General features: G+C 62.7%; 20 protein-coding genes. 12 read left to right on the forward strand and 8 right to left on the reverse strand.

Going from position 1 to position 24,997, the window contains the following annotated elements; genetic code table 11:
- The first annotated feature begins 1 nt into the window (after position 1).
- From EA797_RS00890 to EA797_RS00900, 3 genes are read left to right on the forward strand one after another with little or no spacing between them, the layout of a single operon-like run.
- Entirely contained in the window at positions 2–1,792 is a 1,791-nt protein-coding gene (locus EA797_RS00890) for an acyl-CoA dehydrogenase C-terminal domain-containing protein (protein ID WP_122163316.1), read from the forward strand.
- A gap of 24 nt (positions 1,793–1,816) precedes the next feature.
- Complete coding sequence (locus EA797_RS00895; RefSeq protein ID WP_003281120.1) at positions 1,817–2,980, forward strand: iron-containing alcohol dehydrogenase; 1,164 nt, start codon at positions 1,817–1,819, stop codon at positions 2,978–2,980.
- Positions 2,981–3,037: 57 nt separating this feature from the next.
- Positions 3,038–3,472: an acyl-CoA thioesterase gene (locus tag EA797_RS00900; RefSeq protein ID WP_122163317.1), complete on the forward strand. Its 435-nt coding sequence runs from the start codon at positions 3,038–3,040 to the stop codon at positions 3,470–3,472.
- 112 nt (positions 3,473–3,584) lie between these two features.
- Here the strand turns inward: EA797_RS00900 and EA797_RS00905 are convergent, their stop codons facing one another.
- Together EA797_RS00905 and EA797_RS00910 are read right to left on the reverse strand one after the other, a co-directional pair.
- Entirely contained in the window at positions 3,585–3,989 is a 405-nt protein-coding gene (locus EA797_RS00905; protein WP_425275565.1) for a YMGG-like glycine zipper-containing protein, read from the reverse strand.
- A 198-nt stretch (positions 3,990–4,187) separates the two neighbouring features.
- The gene (locus EA797_RS00910; protein WP_122163318.1) at positions 4,188–5,276 is read right to left on the reverse strand and encodes a substrate-binding domain-containing protein; all 1,089 of its coding nucleotides are present in this window, start codon (positions 5,274–5,276) and stop codon (positions 4,188–4,190) included.
- A gap of 199 nt (positions 5,277–5,475) precedes the next feature.
- Between EA797_RS00910 and EA797_RS00915 the strand changes: the two genes are divergently transcribed.
- From EA797_RS00915 to fdhD, 5 genes are all read left to right on the forward strand, one after another.
- The gene (locus EA797_RS00915) at positions 5,476–5,970 is read left to right on the forward strand and encodes a formate dehydrogenase subunit gamma (protein WP_122163319.1); all 495 of its coding nucleotides are present in this window, start codon (positions 5,476–5,478) and stop codon (positions 5,968–5,970) included.
- On the forward strand, positions 5,967–7,529 hold the full coding sequence (locus EA797_RS00920; protein ID WP_122163320.1) for a formate dehydrogenase beta subunit: 1,563 nt from the start codon (positions 5,967–5,969) through the stop codon (positions 7,527–7,529). The genes EA797_RS00915 and EA797_RS00920 overlap by 4 nt, the downstream gene beginning before the upstream one ends.
- Positions 7,530–7,544: 15 nt before the next feature.
- Positions 7,545–10,379, forward strand: a complete 2,835-nt coding sequence (gene fdhF / locus EA797_RS00925) for a formate dehydrogenase subunit alpha (RefSeq protein ID WP_122163321.1) — start codon at positions 7,545–7,547, stop codon at positions 10,377–10,379.
- 100 nt (positions 10,380–10,479) lie between these two features.
- The gene (locus EA797_RS00930; protein WP_122163322.1) at positions 10,480–10,725 is read left to right on the forward strand and encodes a formate dehydrogenase subunit delta; all 246 of its coding nucleotides are present in this window, start codon (positions 10,480–10,482) and stop codon (positions 10,723–10,725) included.
- A gap of 39 nt (positions 10,726–10,764) precedes the next feature.
- Entirely contained in the window at positions 10,765–11,592 is an 828-nt protein-coding gene (gene fdhD / locus EA797_RS00935) for a formate dehydrogenase accessory sulfurtransferase FdhD (protein ID WP_122163323.1), read from the forward strand.
- Positions 11,593–11,598: 6 nt separating this feature from the next.
- Here fdhD and EA797_RS00940 read toward each other — a convergent pair whose 3' ends face one another.
- Complete coding sequence (locus tag EA797_RS00940; RefSeq protein WP_122163324.1) at positions 11,599–13,698, reverse strand: hybrid sensor histidine kinase/response regulator; 2,100 nt, start codon at positions 13,696–13,698, stop codon at positions 11,599–11,601.
- A 171-nt stretch (positions 13,699–13,869) separates the two neighbouring features.
- Positions 13,870–14,550, reverse strand: a complete 681-nt coding sequence (yrfG, locus tag EA797_RS00945) for a GMP/IMP nucleotidase (RefSeq protein ID WP_122163325.1) — start codon at positions 14,548–14,550, stop codon at positions 13,870–13,872.
- Between the two features lie 121 nt (positions 14,551–14,671).
- Here yrfG and nudE point away from each other — a divergent pair, with 121 nt between their 5' ends.
- The 3 genes from nudE (at position 14,672) to EA797_RS00960 (ending at position 19,013) form a co-directional block, all read left to right on the forward strand.
- Positions 14,672–15,238 carry an ADP compounds hydrolase NudE gene (nudE, locus tag EA797_RS00950; RefSeq protein WP_122163326.1) on the forward strand — a complete coding sequence of 189 codons (567 nt, stop codon included), beginning with the start codon at positions 14,672–14,674 and terminating at the stop codon, positions 15,236–15,238.
- Positions 15,235–16,050: a 3'(2'),5'-bisphosphate nucleotidase CysQ gene (cysQ, locus tag EA797_RS00955; RefSeq protein WP_122163327.1), complete on the forward strand. Its 816-nt coding sequence runs from the start codon at positions 15,235–15,237 to the stop codon at positions 16,048–16,050. Before nudE ends, cysQ begins: the two co-directional genes overlap by 4 nt.
- A gap of 98 nt (positions 16,051–16,148) precedes the next feature.
- A complete protein-coding gene (locus tag EA797_RS00960; RefSeq protein WP_122163328.1) occupies positions 16,149–19,013 on the forward strand; it encodes an ATP-binding protein in 2,865 nt (954 codons plus the stop codon).
- A gap of 9 nt (positions 19,014–19,022) precedes the next feature.
- Here the strand turns inward: EA797_RS00960 and EA797_RS00965 are convergent, their stop codons facing one another.
- Entirely contained in the window at positions 19,023–20,012 is a 990-nt protein-coding gene (locus tag EA797_RS00965; RefSeq protein ID WP_122163329.1) for an asparaginase, read from the reverse strand.
- A gap of 120 nt (positions 20,013–20,132) precedes the next feature.
- Complete coding sequence (locus EA797_RS00970) at positions 20,133–21,578, reverse strand: alanine/glycine:cation symporter family protein (protein WP_122163330.1); 1,446 nt, start codon at positions 21,576–21,578, stop codon at positions 20,133–20,135.
- A gap of 153 nt (positions 21,579–21,731) precedes the next feature.
- Here EA797_RS00970 and EA797_RS00975 point away from each other — a divergent pair, with 153 nt between their 5' ends.
- On the forward strand, positions 21,732–22,553 hold the full coding sequence (locus tag EA797_RS00975; protein WP_122163331.1) for a helix-turn-helix domain-containing protein: 822 nt from the start codon (positions 21,732–21,734) through the stop codon (positions 22,551–22,553).
- A 123-nt stretch (positions 22,554–22,676) separates the two neighbouring features.
- Here EA797_RS00975 and EA797_RS00980 read toward each other — a convergent pair whose 3' ends face one another.
- The gene (locus EA797_RS00980) at positions 22,677–23,435 is read right to left on the reverse strand and encodes a substrate-binding periplasmic protein (protein WP_122163332.1); all 759 of its coding nucleotides are present in this window, start codon (positions 23,433–23,435) and stop codon (positions 22,677–22,679) included.
- Between the two features lie 259 nt (positions 23,436–23,694).
- Positions 23,695–24,954, reverse strand: coding sequence for a dicarboxylate/amino acid:cation symporter (locus tag EA797_RS00985; protein ID WP_122163333.1), 1,260 nt, complete (start codon positions 24,952–24,954; stop codon positions 23,695–23,697).
- Between the last annotated feature and the right edge of the window lie 43 nt (positions 24,955–24,997).

The raw sequence follows: 24,997 nt of genomic DNA on the forward strand, positions 1-24,997 counted from the left end.
CATGGAATACAAGGCACCCCTGCGTGACATGCGCTTCGTGCTGCACGAGCTGTTCGATGCCACCGGTCATTGCGAATTGCTCGGCAACGGCCTGGACCGCGAGTTGATCGACGGCGTGCTGGAAGAAGCCGCGCGCTACACCGGCGGCGAGATCGCGCCGCTCAATCGCAACAGCGACGAAGAAGGCGTGACCCTGGAAAACGGCGAAGTGCGCACGCCGCAGGGCTTCGTCGAAGCCTACAAGCAGTACGTCGACAACGGCTGGGCGAGCATGACCGGGCCGACCGAGTACGGTGGTCAAGGCTTTCCGCAGCTGGTGGCCTGCAACTTCCACGAGATGCTGATGGGCGCGTCCCTGTCCTTCCGCATCTACTCGGGCCTCACCGAGGGCGCGGTGCTGGCGCTGTACAAGCACGGCAGCGACGAGCTGAAGAATGCCTATCTGGAGAAGCTGGTCAGCGGGAGCTGGAGCGGCACCATGTGCCTCACCGAGCCGCAGGCCGGCACCGACCTCGCCCTGCTGCGCACCCGGGCCGAGCCCCAGGCGGACGGTAGCTACAAGGTCAGCGGCAGCAAGATTTTCATCTCCGGCGGCGAGCACGACATGAGCGAGAACATCGTGCACCTGGTGCTGGCGCGCCTGCCGGATGCGCCGGCTGGGGTGAAAGGCATCAGCCTGCTGCTGGTGCCCAAGTTCATCGCCAATGCCGACGGCACGCCGGGCGAGCGCAACGCGCTGAGCTGCGGCGCCATCGAGCACAAGATGGGCATCAAGGGCGCGGCCACCTGCGTGATGAATTTCGACGGTGCCACCGGCTGGGTTGTCGGCGAGCCGAACCAGGGCCTTGCCTGCATGTTCACCATGATGAACGACGCGCGCTTCCAGGTCGGCTTGCAGGGGCTTGGCATTGCCGAACAGGCTTATCAGGGCTCGCTGGCCTATGCTCGTGAGCGTCTGCAATCGCGAGGACTGGCTGGCGCGCAGCACCCGGACAAGGTCGCCGACCCGATCATCGTGCATCCGGACGTGCGGCGCATGCTGCTAACGCAAAAGACGCTGGTCGAAGGCAGCCGCATGCTGGCCGCCTACTGCGCCCGGCAGCTGGATCTCGAACACGGCCACCCCGAGCCGAGCTACCGCAAGGCCGCAAGCAAGCGCGCTGCGTTGCTGATCCCCATCGTCAAGGCGTTCTTCACCGACATGGGCCAGGAAGTCGCAAGCCTCGGCGTGCAGGTCTACGGTGGCCACGGGTATATCCGCGAGTGGGGCATGGAGCAGCTGATGCGCGACAGCCGCATCACCCAGCTCTACGAGGGCACCAACGGTATCCAGGCGCTGGATTACATCCGCCGCAAGCTGCTCGGCGATGGCGGCGCGGAGCTATCTGCGTTGCAGGCGGAATTCAGCGAGGTCTGTGACCGCCAGATCGACCGGCCGGCATTGCACGACATGGCCAGCAAGGTGCAGGCACGCATTGGCGAATGGCGCGAGCTGACTGCCGAGATCATTGCTGCGACCGGCCGCGATCCGCAGGAAATTGGCGCGGTGTCGGTGGATTTCCTGCAGTACTCGGCGTATGTCCTGTTGGCGGGCTTGTGGCTGCAGGCCGCGGCGCGCGCCCAGGATGCGATGGAGCAAGGCAGCGGTGAAGAAGCGTTCTATCAGGCCAAGCTGGCCAGCGCGGATTTCTATCTGCGCCGTGTCCTGCCAAGGGCCAGTGCACATCGGGAAGCCATTCAGGGTGGGGCCGAATGTTTGATGGCGCTGCCGGAAAGCGACTTCGCGTTTTGAGCTAATCGATCACAGGAGGCACCGATGCATCCGTTCAGCTTTGCCACAACCGCTCAATTGATCTGCGAGCCCGGCTCGTCGCGCCGGCTGGCCAGCCTCTGCAAGGAGCGCGGGGCACGCTCGGTGCTGGTGGTGACCGACCCCGGCATCACCCGTTTCGGCCTGCTCAATGAAGTGCTGCCGGGCTTCGAGGCGGAAGGGCTGCAAGTCGCTGTGTACGATCAGGTCATCGCTGATCCGCCAGAAAATATCGTGATGGCTGCGGTCGAGCAGGCGAAAGCGTGCGGTGCCGATCTGGTCATCGGCTTCGGCGGCGGCAGCTCCATGGACGTAGCCAAGCTGGTGGCATTGCTGGCGCATCCTGACTGCAGTCAATCGCTGCAGGACATCTATGGGGTCGGCAACGCCAAGGGTCAGCGCCTGCCGCTGATACAGGTGCCGACCACGGCGGGCACCGGCTCCGAAGTCACGCAGATCGCCATCATCACCACCGGCGAGACGACCAAAATGGGCGTGGTCTCCACGCTGTTGCTGCCGGATCTGGCGTTGCTGGATGCCGATCTCACCCTCGGCCTGCCACCAGCGGTGACAGCGGCCACGGGCATCGATGCCATGGTGCATGCCATCGAGGCCTATACCAGTGCTTTGAAGAAGAACCCGATGTCCGACCTGTTGGCCCGTGAGGCGCTGCGCCTCTTGGCGGCCAATCTGGACGAGGCGGTGCATAACGGCAGCAACCGTGAGGCGCGCCAGGCCATGCTGCTGGGCGCCTGCCTGGCCGGGCAGGCGTTCGCCAATGCGCCGGTCGCCGCGGTGCACGCGCTGGCCTATCCGCTGGGGGGCAATTTCCATATTCCTCACGGCCTTTCCAACGCTCTGGTGTTGCCGCAGGTGTTGCGCTTCAACGTCAGCGCGGCGACCACGCATTACGGCGAGCTGGCGCCGATCATTCTCGGTGATCGACTGCGCACCGATGACCCTTCGACTTATGCCGAGCAGCTGATTGTGGAATTTGAGCAGATGAGCGCACGCGTTGGCCTGCCGACCCGGCTGCGTGATGCCGGTGTCCCCGAGGACATGCTGCCGCAACTGGCCAAGGAAGCGATGCTGCAGCAGCGCCTCTTGGTCAACAACCCGCGGGAAGTGACCGAAGCTGACGCCCTGGCGATCTACCGAGCGGCTTACTGACCCCACGTTGCGTCGCGTTCACGTGGCGCAGCGTCTGTTACCCCGAAGGATTACCGCATGGCCGAACAACCGCAGCACCTGCGTACCGACTATCGCCACTTCCAGCCCATTACCACGCGCTGGCATGACAACGACATCTACGGCCACGTGAACAACGTCGTCTACTACAGCTATTTCGATAGCGCAGTGAATACCTATCTGATCGAACGCGGCGGTCTGGATATTCACGACGGCGAGGTGGTGGGCTTCGTGGTCAGCTCCGCGTGCGATTACTTTTCGTCCATCGCCTTTCCGGACGCTCTGGAAGTTGGCTTGCGAGTCGGAAAATTGGGCAACAGCTCAGTGCAGTATGAACTGGCGATCTTCAAGGCTGGTGAGGCTCAGGCCTGTGCGGCGGGGCGCTTCGTCCACGTCTTCGTGGAACGCGTCAGCAACCGACCAACCCCGATTCCCGCTGGCTTGCGTCAGGCGTTGGAAGCATTGCTGGTGTGAGGAGGAATGTGGGGTAGAAGAGGAGCGGGGTTTAGCTGCACTGCATGGCCGGGATTGCGGGCCATGCAGCGGTGCTCTTGCCGCGCCAGTTCGCGCGGCAAGGTCAGCAGTATCAGCGGTGATGTTTGTGTTTGTGCTTGTAGTGCCCTTTGGCTTTGCCGGGGTGACCGTAGTAACGGCGGTCGTCTCGGTAGCGGCGGTTGCCGCGATAGTCATCATCATCGCCGTAAGCATTGCCGATAGCGCCGCCTGCTCCGCCGCCTACCGCTGCACCGATCAGCCCACCGTTGCTGCCCCCGACCCGCTGACCAATGACATTGCCGCCCGCTGCGCCCAGGCCGCCACCGATGGCCGCTTCGGTGCGGCTGCGCTTATCTGCACCGACCATGCCGCCAGCCGCGCCGCCTACGCCGGCACCAATGGTCGCGCCTGTCGAGCCGCCCAGGTGTTCGCCCACTACCGACCCAAGGGCTCCTCCGAGTGCGCCGCCCACTGCGGCTTCGGTGTTGCCTGCCATGGCCAGGCCGCTGCTGGCCAAGCCGAGAGAGAGGATGAGCAACTTCAATGACTTCATGGACACCTCTATGACAGCGCCGCTCTGCGGCGAGATTTGGCCCATAGACTGATCGTTTCCCTGTCCGGTTCCGGCTGCTCCGACGGTGTTTCCAGATTTTCGACGCGGTTCACGTTCTTGATCAGCACTTTGAATGGCCGCCTAGAGCAGGCTCTCACGACCCCATTGTTCCAGCGCCTGAGGCAGCGGCAGCACTTCGCCAGGGCGACTCAGGGCGTAACCCGGCAGACGAGCTATGCATGTCTGGAACTCCGGGTCCTGCAGCACTTTCAGTAGCGCACCCATCGCCGGAAGGTCGAGGCTGTCTTCACGGCATAGCAGGCAGTAGTGCTCGCGCGCCATAGGAATGAATTCCAGGCCGAACTGGCGCGCAGCTGCCTCGACTCCGAAGCCCACGTCGGCCATGCCGCTGGCAACGTACGCAGCCACCGCTGCATGCGTGAATTCCTCGTTGTGAAAGCCGGTAATCTTCATGCTGTCCAGCTCATCACGGCGCAGCAGGTCTTCGAGCAGCATGCGTGTGCCGGATCCCTGCTCGCGATTGACGAAGCGCAGCTCGCTTCGTCTCAGATCGGCCAGCCCCTTCACACCGTGCGGATTTCCAGGAGCCAGCATCAGCCCCTGTGTGCGCACCACGAAGGTGATCGCGCGCTGGTCCGGACGCATCCATGGCTGAATGCGGCTCATGCTCAGTTCGCCGAGCGGCCCTGCCGGCACGTGCAGGCCGGCGACTTCACAGTCGTGACGGTGCAGCGCAATGATCGCCTCGTTGCCGCCGCGAAACTGCACCTCCCACTGCCAACTCGGATCTCTCTCCAGCCACTGGCGCAAGGCTGCGACGGCGAAGCCATGGCTGGCATGGATGCGCAGGCCGGGATTGCTTGCCTGCAACACTCGGTTCAGTTCCAGCTCCAATTCGCTGGCCAGATTGTCCAGCTGTGGTGACAGCCGGGCGCGAATACGCTGATCGGCCCACAACAGTTTCTCTCCCAGCGGCGCCAGGCGCGCGCCCTTGCCTCGTTCCAGCTCGATCAGCGGGCTGCCGAAGAATGCCTGCCACTTGCCCAGCAGATTCCACGCGTGGCGGTAGGAATACCCCACGCGTGCGGCGGCTTCAGTCAACTTGCCGGTGTCGTGCACCGCCTGCAGCAATGCCAGTCCTTGAGGGTCCAGGCTGCTGCCGTCGCTCTGGTGAAACCTCCATCGCGGCTGGATCTCGATTCGAATCATATGATCTAGGCTTCATATTTGTTGATGAATATGACCATGTTAACTTGCATTTACCGGCCTGTAGCGGCTGGATAATAAGAACTTCATTTCATATGTGGGTCGCTTTATTGGCGACGCCAGAGATTAGCCCTCGGTAACCGTGACTGAGGCGCTTGTCTCCCGACAGTACCGGTCATAGCCGCCGGCTGGAGCTTCGAACATGGCCATTCTTTCCCAGCGCTTCGCTCCCGAGCAGTGTCAGGCTGTCGCCCGCGAGGTGCTGGCCGCCCGCCGCGGCCAGCCTGGCGCCTTGCTGCCAATCCTTCACGATATTCAGGATCGCCTTGGTGCGGTACCGCCCGACCTTTTGCCGATGATTGCCGAGGAGCTGTGCCTGTCGCGCGCCGAGGTGCATGGCGTGGTCAGTTTCTATCACGATTTTCGCGCCAGCCCACCGGGTCGGCATGTGCTCAAACTCTGCCAGGCAGAGGCCTGCCAGTCGATGGGCGTAAAAGCGCTGACTGCCGAGATGGAGCAAAAGCTGGGCCTGCCGCTTGGTGAGACCCTCGAGGATGGCAGTCTGAGCTTCGAGGCGGTGTATTGCCTGGGTAACTGCGCCTGCGCGCCGAACGCGATGCTCAATGGCGAGTTGCATGGCCGCGTCGATGCGCAGGAGCTGCTGGCGCTGCTGGCTGAGCAGGAGTCCCGCGCATGAATCAGCCCATCACCGTTTATGTGCCGCGCGACGTCACAGCCCTAAGCCTTGGCGCCGACAAGGTGGCCAAGGCCCTCGTTATGGAGGCTGCGGCGCGCGGTATCGAACTGAATCTGGTACGCAATGGTTCGCGCGGACTGTTCTGGCTCGAGCCGCTGGTGGAGGTGGCGACCAGCGCAGGGCGCGTCGCCTACGGTCCGGTCAAGGCCAGAGATGTTGCCGGCCTGTTCGACGCCGATTTTCTTGAAGGCGGGGCGCATCCGCTGGGTCATGGGCTGACCGAGGAGATCGAGTACCTCAAGCGCCAGGAGCGTCTGACCTTTGCCCGAGCCGGAATTACCGATCCGCTGTCGCTGGACGACTACATCGCTCACGACGGTTATCGCGGTCTCAGGCGCGCCCTCGGCATGACTCCCGACGCCATCGTTGCCGAGGTCACCGAATCAGGCCTGCGCGGCCGTGGCGGTGCGGCCTTCCCCACGGGCATCAAGTGGCGCACCGTGCTCGGCTGCGAAGCCGCGCAGAAGTACATCGTCTGCAACGCCGATGAGGGCGACTCTGGCACCTTCTCCGATCGCATGGTGATGGAAGACGACCCCTTCGTTCTGATCGAAGGCATGACCATCGCCGGCTTGGCCGTGGGTGCCACCATGGGCTACATCTACCTGCGTTCGGAGTACCCGCACGCCGAGGCCACCCTGAATGCTGCCATCGCCCGCGCATACGCCGCCGGCTATCTGGGCGATGACCTGCTTGGTAGCGGCAAGCGTTTCCACCTGGAGCTTCGCCGCGGAGCAGGCGCCTATATCTGCGGCGAGGAAACAGCCCTGCTGGAGAGCGTCGAAGGCAAGCGCGGCACTGTGCGGCCGAAGCCACCGCTGCCGGCCATCGAGGGTCTGTTCGGCATGCCGACGGTGATCAACAACGTGATTTCGCTCGCCTCGGTGCCCATCATCCTCGACAAGGGTGGCGCCTATTACCGTGACTTCGGCATGGGTCGATCGCTCGGCACCTTACCCATTCAGCTGACCGGCAACATTGCTCGCGGCGGCCTGATCGAGAGGGCCTTTGGCATCACTCTGCGCGAGCTGCTCTACGAATACGGCGGCGGATCGGCCAGTGGCCGGCCGATCCGCGCGGTACAGGTCGGTGGCCCACTTGGCGCTTATCTGCCGGAATCTCAGTTCGACACCCCTCTGGATTACGAAGCCTTCGCAGCACTTGGAGCGGTGCTTGGCCACGGCGGCATCGTGGTGTTCGACGACACCGTGGACATGGCCGACATGGCGCGTTACGCCATGGAATTCTGCGCGGTGGAGTCCTGCGGCAAGTGCACGCCCTGCCGGATCGGTTCCACCCGGGGCGAAGAGTTGCTCGAGCAAATCATCGTTGCTCGCTCGGAAGGTCCGCAGCCGGGCCGTATCGAGCTGCTCAAAAGCCTGTGCGACACCATGCTCGGCGCTTCGCTCTGCGCCCTCGGCGGGATGACTCCCTACCCTGTGATGAGTGCACTCAATCATTTTCCCGAGGATTTCGGCGACACCGCCGAAGCCCGCTGATCCGGAGGCACAAATATGGCCCTGTATCGTGAACTCGACTATGGCACCCCGGCCCGCACCGGCGCTCCGGTAACGGTGGAAATCGACGGCACGGCAATCAGCGTGCCCGCGGGCACCTCGGTGATGCGCGCCGCTCAGGAAGCCGGAATTTCGGTGCCCAAGCTGTGCGCCAGCGACAGCCTTGAGCCGTTCGGCTCTTGCCGGCTGTGTACGGTGGAGATCGAAGGCCGGCGCGGCTTTCCGGCTTCCTGTACTACGCCTGTCGAGCCAGGCATGAAGGTACGCACCCAGAGCCCCAAGCTCGCAGAACTGCGCCGTGGCACCATGGAGCTGTACATCTCGGACCACCCGTTGGACTGTCTGACCTGCTCGGCGAATGGCAACTGCGAACTGCAGGACATGGCCGGCGTGGTTGGCCTGCGCGAAGTGCGTTACGACCCGGTGCAAACCCACCTTGCCGAAGCCAAGGACGAGTCCAATCCCTATTTCAGCTATGACCCAGCCAAGTGCATCGTCTGCAACCGTTGTGTGCGGGCTTGCGAAGAAGTGCAGGGCACCTTTGCGCTGACCATCGACGGGCGCGGCTTCGATTCGCGTATCGCCGCCGGCCAGGCCGAGGATTTTCTCGATTCCGAGTGCGTTTCCTGCGGCGCCTGTGTGCAGGCCTGCCCGACTGCGACGCTGATGGAAAAGACGGTGATCGAGATGGGTCAGGCCGAGCGCAGCGTTACCACTACCTGCGCCTACTGCGGCGTAGGCTGCTCGTTCAAGGCCGAGGTCAAGGGCAACGAAGTAGTGCGCATGGTGCCGAACAAGGATGGCCACGCCAACCATGGCCACTCCTGCGTGAAGGGCCGCTTCGCCTGGGGTTATGCCACCCACCCCGACCGTATCAAGACGCCGATGATCCGCGACAGTATCAACGAGCCCTGGCGTCCGGTGAGCTGGGACGAGGCGATTGGCTACGCCGCCCGGCGCTTCAAGGAAATCCAGGCGCAGTACGGCCAGAATTCGGTGGGCGGGCTGACGTCCTCGCGTTGCACCAATGAGGAAACCTATCTGGTTCAGAAGTTGGTACGCGCCGCCTTCGGCAACAACAACGTCGACACCTGTGCGAGGGTTTGCCATTCGCCCACCGGCTACGGCCTGAAGGTTACGCTTGGCGAATCCGCCGGTACTCAGGACTTCGACTCGGTGTTGTCGGCCGACGTGGTGCTGGTGATCGGCGCCAACCCCACCGACGGGCACCCCGTCTTCGGTTCACAACTCAAGCGTCGGCTGCGCGAGGGCGCCCGGCTGATCGTTGCCGACCCACGCGGCATAGATCTGGTACGCGGTCCGCACGTCAAGGCCGACCACCATCTGCAACTGCGCCCTGGCAGCAATGTCGCCCTGCTCAATAGCCTGGCGCACGTGATCGTCACGGAGAACCTGGTGGACGAGGCCTTTGTCGCCGAGCGCTGCGAAGCCGAGGCATTCGAACAGTGGCGCGCATTTGTCGGTGAGCAGCGCAACAGCCCCGAAACCATGCAGGAGCTGACCGGCGTGCCGGCCGCCACAGTGCGCGCCGCGGCGCGTCTGTACGCCACCGGCGGCAATGCCGCTATCTACTACGGCCTCGGTGTCACCGAGCACAGCCAGGGTTCGTCCACCGTCATGGCAATCGCCAACCTGGCCATGGCCACCGGCAATATCGGCAGACCGGGCGTGGGCGTGAACCCGTTGCGCGGGCAGAACAACGTGCAAGGTTCCTGTGACATGGGCTCTTTTCCGCACGAGCTGCCGGGTTATCGTCACGTTTCCGATCCGGTGGCGCGGCCACTGTTCGAAGACGCCTGGGGCGTCAAGCTGCTCGACGAGCCGGGCTTGCGCATCCCGAACATGCTGGCGGCGGCGCACGCCGGGACTTTCAAAGGGCTGTATATCCAGGGCGAGGACCCGGCGCAGTCGGATCCCGATACCCAGCACGTCACCGATGCGCTCAAGGCCATGGAATGTGTTGTGGTGCAGGACCTGTTCCTCAACGAAACCGCCAAGTTTGCCCACGTGTTCCTGCCTGGCGCCTCCTTCCTTGAGAAGAACGGCACCTTCACCAACGCCGAGCGGCGCATTTCGCCGGTGCGCAAAGTGATGCCGGCGCTGGCTGGCAAGGAAGACTGGGAAGTGACGGTGGCGCTGTCCAACGCCCTCGGCTATCCAATGAATTACACCCATCCGTCGCAGATCATGGACGAGATCGCCAGCCTGACCCCGACATTCACCGGCGTCAGCTACGCCAAGCTCGATCGCATGGGCAGCATTCAGTGGCCATGCAACGACGAGGCGCCGGAAGGCACGCCGATCATGCATGAGGACGCATTCGTGCGCGGCAAGGGGCGCTTCGTGATCACCGAGTTCATCGCCACTGATGAGCGCACCTCGCGCAAGCGGCCGCTGGTGCTGACCACCGGGCGTATCCTTTCGCAGTACAACGTCGGGGCGCAGACACGCCGTACCGCCAACAAGGCCTGGCACGCCGAGGACATCCTTGAGCTGCACCCGGTTGATGCCGAAGACCGTGGCATCAACGACGGTGACTGGGTCGGTATCAACAGCCGCGCGGGTGAGACGGTGATGCGCGCAAAGGTCACCCAACGCATGCAGCCCGGCGTGGTGTACACCACCTTCCACCATCCCGAGTCCGGTGCCAACGTGATCACCACGGACAACTCGGACTGGGCTACCAATTGCCCCGAATATAAGGTCACCGCGGTGCAGGTGCGCAAGGTGGAGGTCCCCTCGAAGTGGCAGCAGGAGTTCGACGCTTTCACCCGCGAGCAGGTGAACCTGCTGCCCGTGGTGCAGCTGTGAGTCCTATCGCAGCGACCGCTCGCGGGGTGCGCATTGCGCCCCCGCGCAGCGCTTCGCACCCGGCCGGTGCGGTTTTCAGCTCAATCAGCGGAGCACGTTCATGGGCATGAATGCCACGCAATTGATCAGGATGGCCAATCAGATTGGCGCCTTTTTCGCCTCCCAGCCCGATGCCGAGCAGGCTCGCACGGACTTCGCGCTGCATCTCAAGCGCCAATGGGACCCGCAGATGCGCACGGCACTATTCGCTCATCTGGATGCCACTGCAGGCGAAGGGTTGAACCCGTTCGTGCTGCAGGCTCTGGGCGGGATACGCGAGCAGATAGAACCGCAGGTACACGCCTGAGTCGAATATCCTTACAGCTCGACTGCAAGGAACACCCTCATGCCTCGTCCTGCGCCCCTTAGTACCACCATGTCCGACGGCAATTCAGCGCCGGACGCTTATACCTATGCCGAGCTGGATGACGCGGCAGGTTCGGGTAGCGCTGTACTGGCCGAAGAATGCGCGCTGGCCATCGCGTATAACGGCATCAGCCATGCGGTGATGATGGTCTCGCCCAGTGCGCTGGAAGACTTCGTGGTTGGCTTCAGCCTGAGCGGCGAGGTGGTCGGCGGCATCGACGACATACACGACATCCAGCTCAATCGTCGCGGTGACGCATTCAGCGCCGAAGTGCAGATCGGCAACAGGGCGTTCTGGGCGCTCAAGGAGCAGCGGCGCAATCTGGCCGGCACCAGCGGCTGCGGGCTTTGCGGCGTGGAGGCGATCGAACAGGCGCTGCCGCAATTGACCGCTCTGGCGCCCAGCCCGTTGCCCCCGGCCGCGCATCTGCACGATTTGCGCGCGCGCATCAACGATGTGCAGCGCCTGGCACGGCAAAGCGGTGCTCTGCACGCCGCGCTGTTTGTCGACGAGCAGGGCGAGATCGTGCTGTGCCGTGAAGACATTGGCCGCCACAACGCGCTGGACAAGCTGATTGGCGCGCTGAGACGGGAGGGCCGTGACGGCCGTCATGGCTTCGCCGTGGTCACCAGCCGATGCAGTCTCGAGTTGATTCACAAGGCCGTGCGTGCGGGGCTTTCGACCCTGGTCAGCCTCTCGGCGCCGACCGACCTTTGCGTGCGCTGGGCGCGCCAGCACCACCTCAATCTGATCCACCTGCCGCATCACAACGCGCCGCGGGTCTATAGCCCCGGAGCTGGCGCGTAATAGCGGTTACTGCCCGCGTGCCAGCATGTTTCGAACTCGTGTCGCAAATTTTTCGACGGCGAATGGTTTGCTGATCATATCCATATCGGTGTCGAGAAAGCCGCTGCTTGCCGCTTGCTCGGCATAACCGGTCATGAATAGAACACGCAAGCCGGGGCGATGCTGGCGGGCTATATCGGCGAGCTGGCGCCCGTTCATTCCTGGCAAGCCGACGTCCGAGACAAGCAGGTCGATGCGCGCGCCGGTTTCTAGAATCTTCACCGCCGCGTTAGCCTCGGCAGCTTCAAGCGCCGCATAGCCGAGCATGCTAAGGACGTCGACCACCAGCAGGCGCACGGCTGGATCATCTTCGACCACCAGCACGGTCTCGCCTTCCAGCGCCTGAGGCGTCTGCTCCAATTGCTTGGCCGTCTCGGCCAGTACGGCCATATCATGATGGGCCGGCAGATAAAGAGTTACCTCGGTGCCTTTGTCGGGCTCGCTGCAGATATGCACGTGGCCGCCGGCCTGCCGTGTGAAGCCGTAGATCATCGACAGTCCGAGGCCGGTGCCCTGGCCAATGGGTTTGGTGGTGAAGAAAGGCTCGAAGGCCGCAGCCAGTACCTTTGGCGTCATCCCGCATCCGCTGTCCAGAACGCTCAGACTTACATAACGTCCCGGCGGCAGCTCGCCGACTTCGGACTGGTTCGCCAGAAGCACATTGGCGGTGGTGATGTAGAGACTGCCACCCTTGGGCATGGCATCCCGCGCGTTGATAACCAGATTCAGAAGAGCGCTCTCCAGCTGATTCTCGTCGCTGTTGGCTGGCCAGAGTTCGGGTTCAAGCTGAGCGTCGACAAGGATGTGGCTGCCCAGTGTGCGCACCATGAGATCGCGCATGGACTCCACCAGCGAGTTGAGGTCGACGCATTTGAGATTCAATGGCTGACGCCGGGCAAAGGCCAGCAGCCGGTGAGTCAGCGCCGCGGCGCGATTTGCCGAGGTCGTGGCGGCATCTATAAAGCGTTGGGTTTCGGTATGGCGCCCGGACTCGTTATAGCGCTGGATCAGATCCAGGCCGCCTATGATCCCGGTGAGCATGTTGTTGAAGTCGTGGGCAATGCCACCGGTGAGTTGGCCGACTGCTTCCATCTTCTGGGCCTGGCGCAGGGCTTCCTGCGCCTGCTCGCGGCTGGCCATTTCCGTGAGCAGCCGCTCGTAGACCTCCGCCAGTGCATTGGTGCGTTCCTGGACGCGGCTTTCAAGGGTCTCATTAAGCTCGCGCAACGACTGTTCGGCTTGCCAGCGCTCGGTTACATCCTGCGCCAGCACGAAGAAGCCCAGCACTTCACCGTGCTCATCGCGGCGTGGCAGGTAATGCATCAGCGACTGGCGCGGGTGCCCATCCTTGTGCGGCAGGTGCGCTTCGAAGACCACGTCCTCGCCGGCCAGCGTCCGGGCGATTTCGTTCGCGCGCACGCTGATGGCTCGCTCGCCGACCACCTCGACCAGGCTTTTGCCGTAAAGCCAGGCAGGTGAATGGCCGAACCATTCTTCGTAGTAGCGGTTGTTGTAGCGGTAGCGCTGCTCCTTGTCGACGTAGCCGATCAACACTGGCAGCGCATCGACGATCATCTTCATTTCGCTTTCCCGGTGGCGCAGCGCTTCTTCTGCGCTGTGGCGCATGCACAGGAGTTGCCCGCCAATCGACGCGCCATCGCGGACCGGGCTCAGCGACAGGTCGACCCAAACGCTCCCGCCTGTTTCGACGCCGTTGGAAAAACACTGATGGTGCAGCTGGATAGCGTTGCCCTGCGCAGCGCTCGCTCGTGCGTCGAGCAGTCCTGGCCAGACTGTGGCCCAGGTATTCGAGACCGGCTGCCCCAGCGCGGTGGGATGCTTACGGCCGATCAGTTCGGCATGGGCATCGTTGTACAGTTGCACGCCGGCTTCGCCCCAGAGCGCGCACATGGGCAGTGGGGCATCGAGCAATATGTCTAGCAGCACCCGCAGCGCGACAGGCCAGTCATCGAGCGGGCCCAGCGCTGTAGCGCTCCAGTCATGGTCCCTGATGCGTCGCCCCATTTCGCTACCGTCATGCGGCCAGAGCCCCGGATCTACTGCCATAAGTCTTCCATCAAGGTGCGGCGGTCGATCGACGACCTCACGTGTGGCGGCATTCACTTGCCTGGTGCGGTTCGGCGCATGCCTGCCCATCTGTGTACGTCATGCATGCGATTGCCCTTGTGACGCGGGGCTCGCTGGAAATCGAAGTTAAGCACGACGGCGGTGCTTCGTTCAGGTCGCATTGCCCTGAAGATTGCGAATCAGCTCCAGATAATCGTCGACGGCGGTGAACTCCTCGGTGTTTTTAGGCCCGCGGCGGCTGTCCGGCTCGCTGATCGCCAGCAGATGGGCGATGCCGAATGCGCGAGCGCTACGCAGGACCGGCAGGCTGTCGTCGATGAAAAGAGAAGTGACCGGATCGAAATCAAGATCCGCCTTCAAGGCATACCAGAACTGCGCCTGCTCTTTGGGAAACCCATAGTCATGGGAGCTGATCAGGCGGTCGAACCAGGGCGCCAGCTCGATGCGCTCAAGCTTGAGCGACAGCGAGTCACGGTGGGCGTTGGTGATCAGCACTACCTGCTTGCCGGACTGGCGCAACGCTGCGAGGAATTCGTCGGCTGCAGGCCGCAGGGCGATCAGCTCGGCGATTTCGCGCTTCATCTCGCGGATTGGCAGGTTCAGCTCCCGGGTCCAGAAATCCAGACAGTACCAGGTGAGTTTTCCCTCGTGCTCGTTGAACAGCGGCGCTAGTTCCATTTCCGCCATGGCGCGGCTGATGCCATGCAGCTCTGCATAGCGCTGGGGCAGGAATTCGAGCCAGAAATGGTTATCGAAATGCAGGTCCAGAAGCGTGCCGTCCATGTCCAGCAGGACGGTGTCGATCTCGGACCAGGGCAGCGAGGTGATCATGGTTGGCTCTTCGTTTGGCGAGTGAGTAATGGTGCGACAGCGGTTGATTCGATGCAAAGCGTTCACGGTCAGCGCAAAAAGCCGGGTTATGATTGTGGTTCGCGTTTAAAGGATAGCTCCCATGCGCCAGAAACCTACCGTGCTTGCCCGAGAGATCGTTGCCACCAGCCGTCTGTTCCGCGTCGAGGAACTGCAGCTGCGGTTCTCAAACGGTGTCGAGCGTACTTACGAACGGCTGGTCGGCAAGGGCGTCGGCTATGGGGCGGTGATGATCGTCGCGCTGGAAGCCGATGGCCGAGCACTGCTGATTGAGGAGTATTGCGGCGGCACCGATACCTACGAACTGTCGCTGCCCAAAGGCCTGATCGAGCCGGGCGAAGATGTGCTCGACGCCGCCAATCGTGAGTTGAAGGAAGAGGCCGGATTTGGAGCGCGGAGTCTCGAGTTGCTGACCGAGCTGTCGCTCTCGCCCGGTTACATGAGCCAGAAGATTCAGGTGGTGCTCGCTCGCGACCTTTATCCCGAACAGCTGCCCGGTGACGAGCCGGAGCCGATGCGTGTCGATCGCGTGGATCTACGCGAACTCTCCAGCCTCATCCAAAACCCGCAGTTCACTGAAGGTCGCGCGCTGGCGGCCTTGTACCTGGCGCGTGATCTGCTGACCCAACGAGGGGAATTCGTCCTGTGAGTCATCCCTATCTGGCACCGGTTATCGATCTGGTTCGCAAAGCCGGTCAAGCCATCCTTCCGCATTGGCGCACCGATGTGCAGGTGCACGAAAAGGCCGATGCATCGCCGGTGACTGCTGCCGATATGGCCGCCCATCACCTCCTGGCTGACGGGCTGCGTGGGCTGGACGCCGCTATTCCTGTCCTCTCGGAGGAAGATTGCGAACTCGGCCTGGGCGAACGCAGCGCCTGGACGCGCTGGTGGCTGGTCGACCCGCTGGACGGCACCAAGGAGTTCATCGCCGGCAGTGAAGAATTCACCGTCAACGTGGCGCTGATCGAACAGGGCCGCGTGCTATTCGGCGTGGTCGGCATCCCTGCCAACGGCCGCTGCTATTACGGCGGCGCGGATTTCGGCGCCTGGCGCGCCGAGGCGGACGGCGCTGCGCAACCGCTGCGGGTGCGACAGCATCCTGCGGAGGGTTTCACCGTGGTAGCCAGCCGCCGGCATTCGAGCCCGGCGCAAGAGCATTTGCTCGACGGATTGCGCCAGCGCTTCGGAGAGCTGGTATTGGCTAACGTTGGCAGTTCATTGAAGCTCTGCCTGCTGGCCGAAGGCGCTGCCGATTGCTACCCGCGTCTGGCGCCAACCTCGCAATGGGATACGGCTGCTGCCCAGGGCGTGCTCGAGGGGGCGGGGGGCGAGGTGCTCGATGTCGCCGGGGCTGTATTGACTTACGAGGCGCGCGAAAGCTACCTCAACCCATCGTTTCTGGCGCTGCCTCGCAATGCCGAGTGGCGCGACGAGCTGATCGGGCTGGCGAACCGCTAGACGAACGCCGTTACGGCCGCCCACCACCGGATCGGACTGGCCCGGACAGCAGCCATGCCAGGAACTCGCACCCTGGCCAAGCCAAGCGGAGCGTCGTTGTGTCGAAAACCCCTACCGGTATACGCCAATGGATCTGGCGCGCCTTCGTCCAGACTGCGCTGATTCCACTGGTGCTGGTCGAGGTCGTGCTGGTCGCTACCTATCTGTTATCCAACAGCGCCATCCGCGACGCGCAGATCGAACACCTGCGCGAGACGGCGCTAGCCGAGCTGCAGGCCGCGGCAGCACTGGAGACACGGATAATCGACGAGCAACTTCAGCAGGTAGCGCGCTCGACCCGGCTGCTGCGCAACTTCACGGCACGCGCGCTGGCCGAAGATGAGCCTGTAGCTCCGCGGGCCTTGAGCTTCACCGAAGACGGGGTGCGCTACAGCCCCGAGAATGATGGTGGTGCTGCCAGCTTCTACTCAGGGGCGACGCCACCGGAGCACCAGGATTTGCAGAAGGTCGCCAGGCTGCACCGGCTCAATCCCCTGCTGATGGAGCTGCAGGCCGGCAATCCATTGATCGCCAGTCTCTACTTCAACAGCTGGGACAGTTACAACCACATCTATCCATGGTTCGACACGGCGCAGCAGTATCCGCCGGACATGAACATCCCGGACTACAACTTCTATTACCTGGCCAACGCCTGGCATAACCCCGCCCGCAAGGTGGTCTGGACCGATGTGTACCTCGATCCGGCCGGCCACGGTTGGATGATGTCGGCCATCGCTCCGGTATACCGTGGCGATTTTCTCGAAGGCGTCGTGGGTGTAGATGTCACGGTGGGGGGCATCCTCGAGCAGATCGGCACCCTGCGCGTGCCGTGGAACGGCTACGCCGTGTTGGTCAGCCGTGATCTGAGCATCATGGCGTTGCCCGAAGCGGGTGAGCGCGAGTTCGGCCTGGACGAACTGACCAAACACTCCTACGACGAGGCGGTACGCCGCGAAATATTCAAACCCGAGGACTTCCGTCTTGATCGTCGTGGGCAGACACGCAAGCTGGCCCAGGCGCTGGCCGCCCAGAATGAGGGGGTGATGCGTCTCGAATTGGGCGGCGAGCAAAGGCTGGTCGCCTGGACAACGGTACGGCAGACCGGCTGGCACCTGCTGGCGGTGGTCGATGAAGCCGAGGTCTTTAGCCAGACCAACGCCCTTGCCAATCGCTTTCAGCACATCGGCTATCTCATGATTGCCGGTCTGGTGCTGTTCTACCTGGCGTTCTTTGCCTACATGTGGCTGCGTGCGCGCCGACTGAGCGAGTCGCTGCTGACGCCTATTTTTCAGATATCCACGATGATGGGGCAGATCGGACTGGGTCGACTGCGGCCGCAGCGTGTCGCTTCGGATATCCGCGAGCTCGATGATCTGGCGCAGCACACCCAGGCGATCGGCGCTCAGCTGGAGCATAGTGAGTCTCAGCGCACCCAGGCCCAGGAGCGACTCGAGCTGGTTCTGGAGAGCGCAACGGACAGCCTCTGGGAATTCGACACGCGTAGCGACACCCTGCAGTTGCGTGGCCGTCTGCCGGCGCGCTTCGGCCTGCCCGCGGCGCAGCTCAGCGAATCGCAGTTTCTGCAGCGCGTCCATCCACAGGACCTTGCGCACGTGAAAGCCGAGGTGGAGCGCATGCACCGTGGCCATACCCTGCACTACGAAAGCGAGTTCCGGTTCGCCGATGCGCTTGGCGATTACCACTGGCTGCTAAGCCGGGGCCGGGTGCTCGAACGTGATCCTCAGACGGGCCAGGCGACACTGATCGCGGGCACTCATGTGGATATCGATGCAATCAAGCGTGGCGAGGAAAACCTGCGCCTGGCCACCCAGCAAGCCCAGGCCGCCAATCAGGCAAAAACGCACCTGATCTCCAGCATCAGCCACGAACTGCGCACTCCGCTCAATGCCATTCTTGGCTTCGCTCAGCTGATGCGCATGGACTGCTCGCCGGATGCCGATCCCGAGGCCGCCGACTATCTGGATGAAATCCTGCTGGCCAGCCGTCATCTGAATCAGCTTCTCGGCGACATCCTCGACTGGTCCAGTCTGCAGGCTGAGCGGCCTCGGCTGGCGCTCGAGCGTGTTGAAGTCACGGCGCTGATGCGTGAGTGCGCAGAGCTGGTAGCCCTCGATGTCCAGCGCCACGGCCTGCGGCTGGATTTCGACGTGCCGTCCGCTCCCATCGACGTGCGCGCCGAGCCGCGGCGTTTGCGTCAGGTGTTGCTCAACCTGTTGTCCAACGCCATCAAATACAACAGCCCTGCAGGGGCGATCCGGCTCAGTATCGAAATGGTCGCAGGCCAGGTGCGGCTGCAGGTCGAGGATACCGGGATGGGTATCGACGAGACCTTGCAAGCCAGGATGTTCGAACCATTCCAGCGGCTCGGCCGGGAAAGCTCGAACATTCAGGGCGCCGGCATCGGCCTGTCCCTGTGCCTGGAGTACGCCAAGTTGATGGGGGGCAGTATCGGCGTGAAGAGTGCGCCAGGCGCGGGGAGTCGATTCTGGATAGCCTTGTCGCCGCTCGACCCGAAGCGCCTGCCTCTGACTCGCGAACGGCCCCGGATTGTCTATGCCGAGGATGATCCGGCCAGTCAGTTACTGGTGCGCAAGGCCCTGGCGGAACTGGGCGAGGTTGTGGTGATCGGCAATGGTCGACAGGCGCTCGAGCAAGTGCTGGACGATCCGCCGGAGCTGTTACTACTCGATCTCAACCTGCCTGAGCTGGACGGCGAGCGCTTGCTGCATCTGCTGAGACAGTCGCCGGAGACGCGGCGGCTGCCGGTCATCGTCCTCAGCGCAGCCAGTGTGCGAAAGGACGAGATCGACTGTCAGGGCTGGTTGAGCAAACCCCTTGATCTGGAGGCGCTGCGCCGGCGGGTGCGTGACTGCCTGCAGGCGCTGGATCTGAGTCCGAACTGACCCGCTGCCTCACTCGGCGCGCTCGCTGCAAAGGTCGACGGCGAACCAATGCTCGACCTCGGATTGCGGTAGGCCCGCACCAAGCAGCGAGAAAAGCTTGCCCAGCGCCGCTTCGCGAGTCATGCCACCGCCGGAGATCAGGCCTGTAGCAGCAAGCTTGCCACCCGCGGCGTAGATGTCGAAGTCGACATGCCCCTGCGGGCACTGACTGATGGCGACAAGCACGACACCGCGCCGATGTGCTTTCGACAGCGCATCCAGCAGTTGCGCATCGTCGGACGGCCCGGTGCCGCTGCCGTAGCACTCCAGTACCAAGCCCTTCACGCCACTTTCCAGCACGCCATTGAGTTGCGCCGCGGTGATCCCGGGATACAGCGGCAACACTGCAAGCGGGACCGGTCGGCGCGTCTGCCGGAAATCGAGCGAGCCGGGCACCGGCACGTGCTGACCTGTGCGCATCCTCGGCAACACACCAAATGCCTCGAGGCTGGCCGTACCGAGTTTGCTGGCCCGCACGCCCGGCATCAGCTTGCCGCTGAAGAACAGCTGAACGCCCGTCTCGACACCGTTGGAAAGTGCCTGCATGGCGCCGAACAGATTGTCCCAGGCATCACTACCGGATACACCCGCGGGCAGCATCGAACCAGTCAGCACTACCGGGACTTCCAGCCCGAGTAACAAAAAACTCAGCGCTGCAGCGCTGTAAGCCAGCGTGTCCGTGCCATGCAGCACCAATACGCCATCGCAACCATCCTGCTCTACGCCGTTGCGAATCGCCTCGGCCATCGCCAGCCAGTTGCGCTGATTCATGTTGGCACTGTCTATCGGCGGCAGCAGCTCGCGGAATTGCCAGTCTGGCAGCTGTAGCGAGGGCAGCTGCGCCTGCTGAGCGCCTAGGCGTTCGGCAAAGCCAGAGGCGGGCATCAGGCCTTCGCTGCTTTGCTGCATGCCGATGGTGCCGCCGGTGTACAGCACCAGGATATTTCTGGATGCCGGCATGGGGATCTCCTTTATGAAACAGGGGCCTTGCCAGACCGCGGAGAACGGTTGCGTGCGCTCACGCGTGCTTCGTTTCACACGGCCTGAAAGGCCCCTGTCATGCAACGTCTCTGCCAACCGTTAGCGGGGCGCCACTGTGGTCGGGTTGATCGTTGCTCCAGACGCCCCGTGGCCACTCACCTTTGCAGGCCAGACGCTTGGGTCCAAATCCAGGTCGGCGAACTGCTTCGGATCGAATACCGGCGTCTCGATTCCGGCTTTGCGCTGGTTGTCGTAATCGCGCATCAGGCGCAGACCGACCTTGAACAGCAACGCCAGCGCGATCAGGTTGCAGATGGCGAGCAGTCCCATGGTGACATCGGCGAAGCCGAATACCGTGCCCAGATCCTGGACCGATCCCCACATCACCAGGCCGATGACCATCACCCGGTAGAGCAGCACTGGCCAGCGCTTGCCCGTGAAGAAGCTCAGTGCGTTCTCGCCCAGGTAATAGTTGTAGATCAGCGTGGTGAACACGAACAGCAGCAGCGCGACGCTGATGAACACCCGGCCCCATTCGCCGACGACAGCGGCAACGGCGGTCTGGGTCAGAACGACGCCGGCCATGTCGCTGCCCGGCTCGAACACACCTGAGAGAATGATGATCAGCGCGGTGCAGCTGCACAGCACGATGGTGTCGATGAATACGCTCAGCGACTGGACGATGCCCTGCGCGACCGGGTGCTTGACCTCGGCGACTGCCGCCACGTTGGGCGCGCTGCCCAGGCCGGCTTCGTTGGAGAACAGGCCGCGCTTGACGCCCATGATGATCGCCGCGCCAATGCCCCCGGCGAATGCCGGCTCGAGACCGAAGGCGCTGCGGAAGATGGTGCCGAACGCTTCAGGAATGGCGCCTGCATTGCTGCCAATGACGAAGATGGCCATGCCGATGTAGGCGAACGCCATGACCGGTACCAGTACGTCGGCAAACTTGGCGATGCGCTTGATGCCGCCAAAGATGATCAGACCGATCACCACCATCAGCACGATGCCGCTGACGAAGGTCGGCACACCAAAGGTGTCGTTCATCGAGCTGGCGACCGTGTAGGACTGCACGGCGTTGAAACCGAAGCCAAAGGTCACCAGCAGCAACAGCGAAACCACGATGCCCAACCAGCGCTGGCCCAGGCCGTGCTGGATATAGAACGCCGGGCCGCCGCGGTAGCCGCCGTCGGCTTCGCGGCGCTTGTACAGCTGAGCCAGGGAGCATTCGAAATAGCTGGTGGCCATGCCGACCAGCGCGACGATCCACATCCAGAAGATCGCGCCCGGGCCACCAAGCATGATGGCGACCGACACGCCGGCGATATTGCCGGCACCGACGCGCCCGGCGACGCTGAGCATCAGCGCCTGGAACGAACTGAGCTGGCCTGGTTGACGTTTGAAGGCTTCGCCGAAGATGCGAAACATGCTGCCGAAATAGCGAAACTGGACGAATCGCGAGGCGATGGTGAAGTACAGGCCGAGGCCTATCAGCATCACGATGAGCAACTTGCTCCAGATGAGATCGTTGAGAAGATCGAGCATGGCGGAGGGTCTCTCTTGTTGTTTTGACGAATGAGGGGTGACGCAGGGCGGGAATGGTTGGCCAGAGGCGATATGCCATGCAATTGCGCGGGTCGCGGCGATCTGGCGCGAGTTGATGCTAGAATCGCGTCGCTCGCATCACAGGGATCGACCATGCAAGACCATCTCGGCGCCAATCTCAAGCTGCTCTGCAGCCATTACCGTTCGATTGCCGAGGTATGCCGCAAGCTCTCGATCAACCGGGCGCAGTTCAACAAGTACCTGAACGGCCAGAGCCGCCCGACTGCACACAACCTCAAGCGCATCTGCGATTTCTTCGGGGTCGAGGGTTACGAGCTGAGCCTGCCTGGCGAGCAATTCGCCCAACTGATCGGCCTGCGGCGGCACGATCAGGAGCGCATCGCTGCCAGTGATCCGCTGCTCGAGCTGTTCCAGCCGATGCGCGACAACGCCAACAGCCTGGCCCGCTATTGCGGTTATTACTTCGAATACGCCAACTGCATGTCGGTGCCGGGGCAGATCCTGCTGTCGCTGGTACATTTGCGTGAGGATCGCGGCAGCTTTGTTTTCGAGCGTCAGGAACGACAGGAGCAGTCGCGCCCGGACAATCCCAAACAGGAAGACGGGGTAGTGCGCTGTCGCTATCTAGGTGCAGCCTTTTACCTGCAGGATCGGCTGTTTCTCATCGACTACGAGTCACTGACCGGCAACGAGATGAGCCAGACCATCCTGATTCCCAGCTTCAAGAGCCGCATTAGTCGGCTCAATGGCCTGAAGACCGGCGTATCCAGCGGCGACCGGCGTACGCCGGCCTGCACACGCGTGGTGTGGGAATATCTGGGTACGGAGATCAACCGGGTCAATGCGTATCGGCAGGTGATGCTCTACGCCCTCGATGACACGCGCATTGATCCCGAAATCCGCGAGCGCCTGGCGGCGGCATCCATGCGTGATGGGCTGTTCGAGATCGAATGAACCAGCTCGCCGCGAGTGTCGGACGGCTGTTGCTGCATTGCTAGGCGCAGAAGAGAGGCGGGAGATGTGTGGCGGATTTTCGTCTCGATGGCGACGTGTGCGCCATCGAGCGTTTCAGGCGAATCAGCAGAGTTCTGGGTGTTTGGTGCAGGTGCCGTAGCCCTCGGTCTTCATATCGTCCAGCGCCTTCTGCAGACGGGTGACGACTTCATCGGGGGTGTCCAGATTCAATGCCAGGTACAGCGGCGCTGAGTTGAATACCAGCACTGTGTTCAGGCCGGCGACGCCCTCCTGCTTGGCGTAGTAGCGCCAGACCGGATCGGAGGTCGCCCAGAGGTCGATCTTGCCGGTGAGCAGTTTTTGCAGGTTTTCCTGATCGCGTAGCGAGTTGACGGGCGTCAGGCCCTGCGCTTCGACACGCTGGCTGACTGCGCTGCTCTTGTAGGCGCCGATGGTGTAGCCCTTGGCCTGTTCCAGGCTGGTCAGCTTCAGGCTGGAACCTGGAGCCGAGAGCAGTACGCTTTCGTACTGCGCGATCGGGCCGACCCACTTGAACAGTGGGCGGCGCGCATCGGTCATGGACGTCGAGAAAAGGCCGTGATTGGGTAGATCCAGCGTCGATTGGTAGATGCGATCCCATGGGAAACGCAGGGTCATCGAATAGGGAATGTCGGCGCGCTTGAACATTTCGCGCACGGTGGTTGCGCTGATGCCCTCTATATTTTCCTCGCGGGCGAAGTTCTTGCCGCCATCAGCCATGTTGAAAGGCGGGAAGTTTTCGGTCTGCAGGACCATTTCGTAGCCCTTCGGAAGCTCCGCCTGAGCGAGCGGCGCGCCGATAATCGAGCTGAACAACAAGGTGATGGCGAATAATTTGCGCATGGGGCCTCCGAGGAATCGGCGGATTCTACGCACGGTGCAAAATTCAGGACTTGTGCCGGGTCACGGTTTTGGAGTGCGGATCAGTGCACGGTTTAGGCATTGCGGAGCTGAACAGGAAGGTGGGGCTGAAACTTTCAGCCTGGGCAGGCATCTCAGGCCGTTTGCCCTGCTACGCCTCGATCCGTCGGTTTGCAGGCGTTGCAGGGCGCTGACTTGAAGTCGCAAGCGGCGCCTCGCTCGCAGGCACCGCCTCTCAGACTTACTTCTTATTGACGCTGTCGTAGATGTCGCGGTCCAGTTCGTTCTCGCTGCGCCCGACCAGCGTGGTAGTCATCAGGTCACCGGCAACGTTTACGGTGGTGCGGGCCATATCGAGGATTCGGTCGATCCCGGCGATCAGTGCCACGCCTTCAAGCGGCAGGCCGGCTGCGGTCAGGACCAGCCCGAGCATGATCAATCCGGCTCCCGGAATACCGGCCGTTCCGATCGAGGCCAAGGTCGCGGTGAGGATGATCATCAGGTATTGGCCCGCGCTGAGGTCGATTCCGAACGCCTGGGCGATAAAAAGCGCCAGAACGCCCTGGTAGATCGCCGTACCGTCCATATTGATCGTCGCACCCACTGGCAGCACGAAGCCCGCTACGCCTTCGGATATCCCGAGGTTCTTGCGCGCGCACTCGATCGACACCGGTAAGGTTCCTGAGCTGCTCGAGGTGCTGAAAGCAACTGCCAGAGCGGGTGCGATGCCCTGCAGAAAGCGCAAGGGGCTGAGCCGGCCCACCAGCCCCAGCAGGCCGCCGTAGACCAGCAGCACATGCGCGATGCTGGCCATGTAGATCACGCCGATGACGCCGGCCAAGGGCAGCAGCACCTCCGCACCATGGCTGCCGACCACTCCCGCGGTAAGTGCGAAAACACCGAAAGGCGCAACGCGCATCACCAGATCGGTAAGCTTGTAGAAGGTCTCGGCCAGGCCATCGAAAAGGCGCACGGCCGGCGCTGCGCGCTCGCCCACCAGGTTCATGCTCACGCCTAGCGCAATGGCAAAGACGATGATCTGCAGGATATTGCCCTCGGCAAAGGCCGTGACCGGGTTGCTCGGCACCAGACCGACCAGGATGCTCACCAGAGAAGGCGCCTGTTTGGCCTCGGTAGTGGTGCTAGCAACCATGTTCATCCCCTCTCCGGGACTGAACAGAGCACCGAACAGCAGGCCGATACTGACCGCGAAGGCGGTGGTTATCAGATAGATAACTATGGTCTTGATGCTGATGCGGCCGAGCTTGGCGCTGTCTTGCATGGAGGTGATACCCGCGACCAGCGAGACGAACACCAACGGCACGATCAGCATCTTGATGGCATTGAGAAACAGTGTGCCAATCGGCGCCAGAATCAGCGCCTTTTCTTTGAACAGCAGGCCGGTGGCAATGCCGAGTGCCAGGCCTATCAGAATCTGCTGCCACAGGGCGAGGCGCCCGAGCAGGCGAAAGGGTGTACGAAGGGTGGTGCTCTGGTTCATGCGGGTACCTGTTTGTTGTTCTTATTGAAACGGACCGTCGGAT

Origin of the sequence: Stutzerimonas zhaodongensis (assembly GCF_003696365.1) — a bacterium.
GTDB classification, from domain to species: Bacteria; Pseudomonadota; Gammaproteobacteria; order Pseudomonadales; family Pseudomonadaceae; genus Stutzerimonas; species Stutzerimonas zhaodongensis.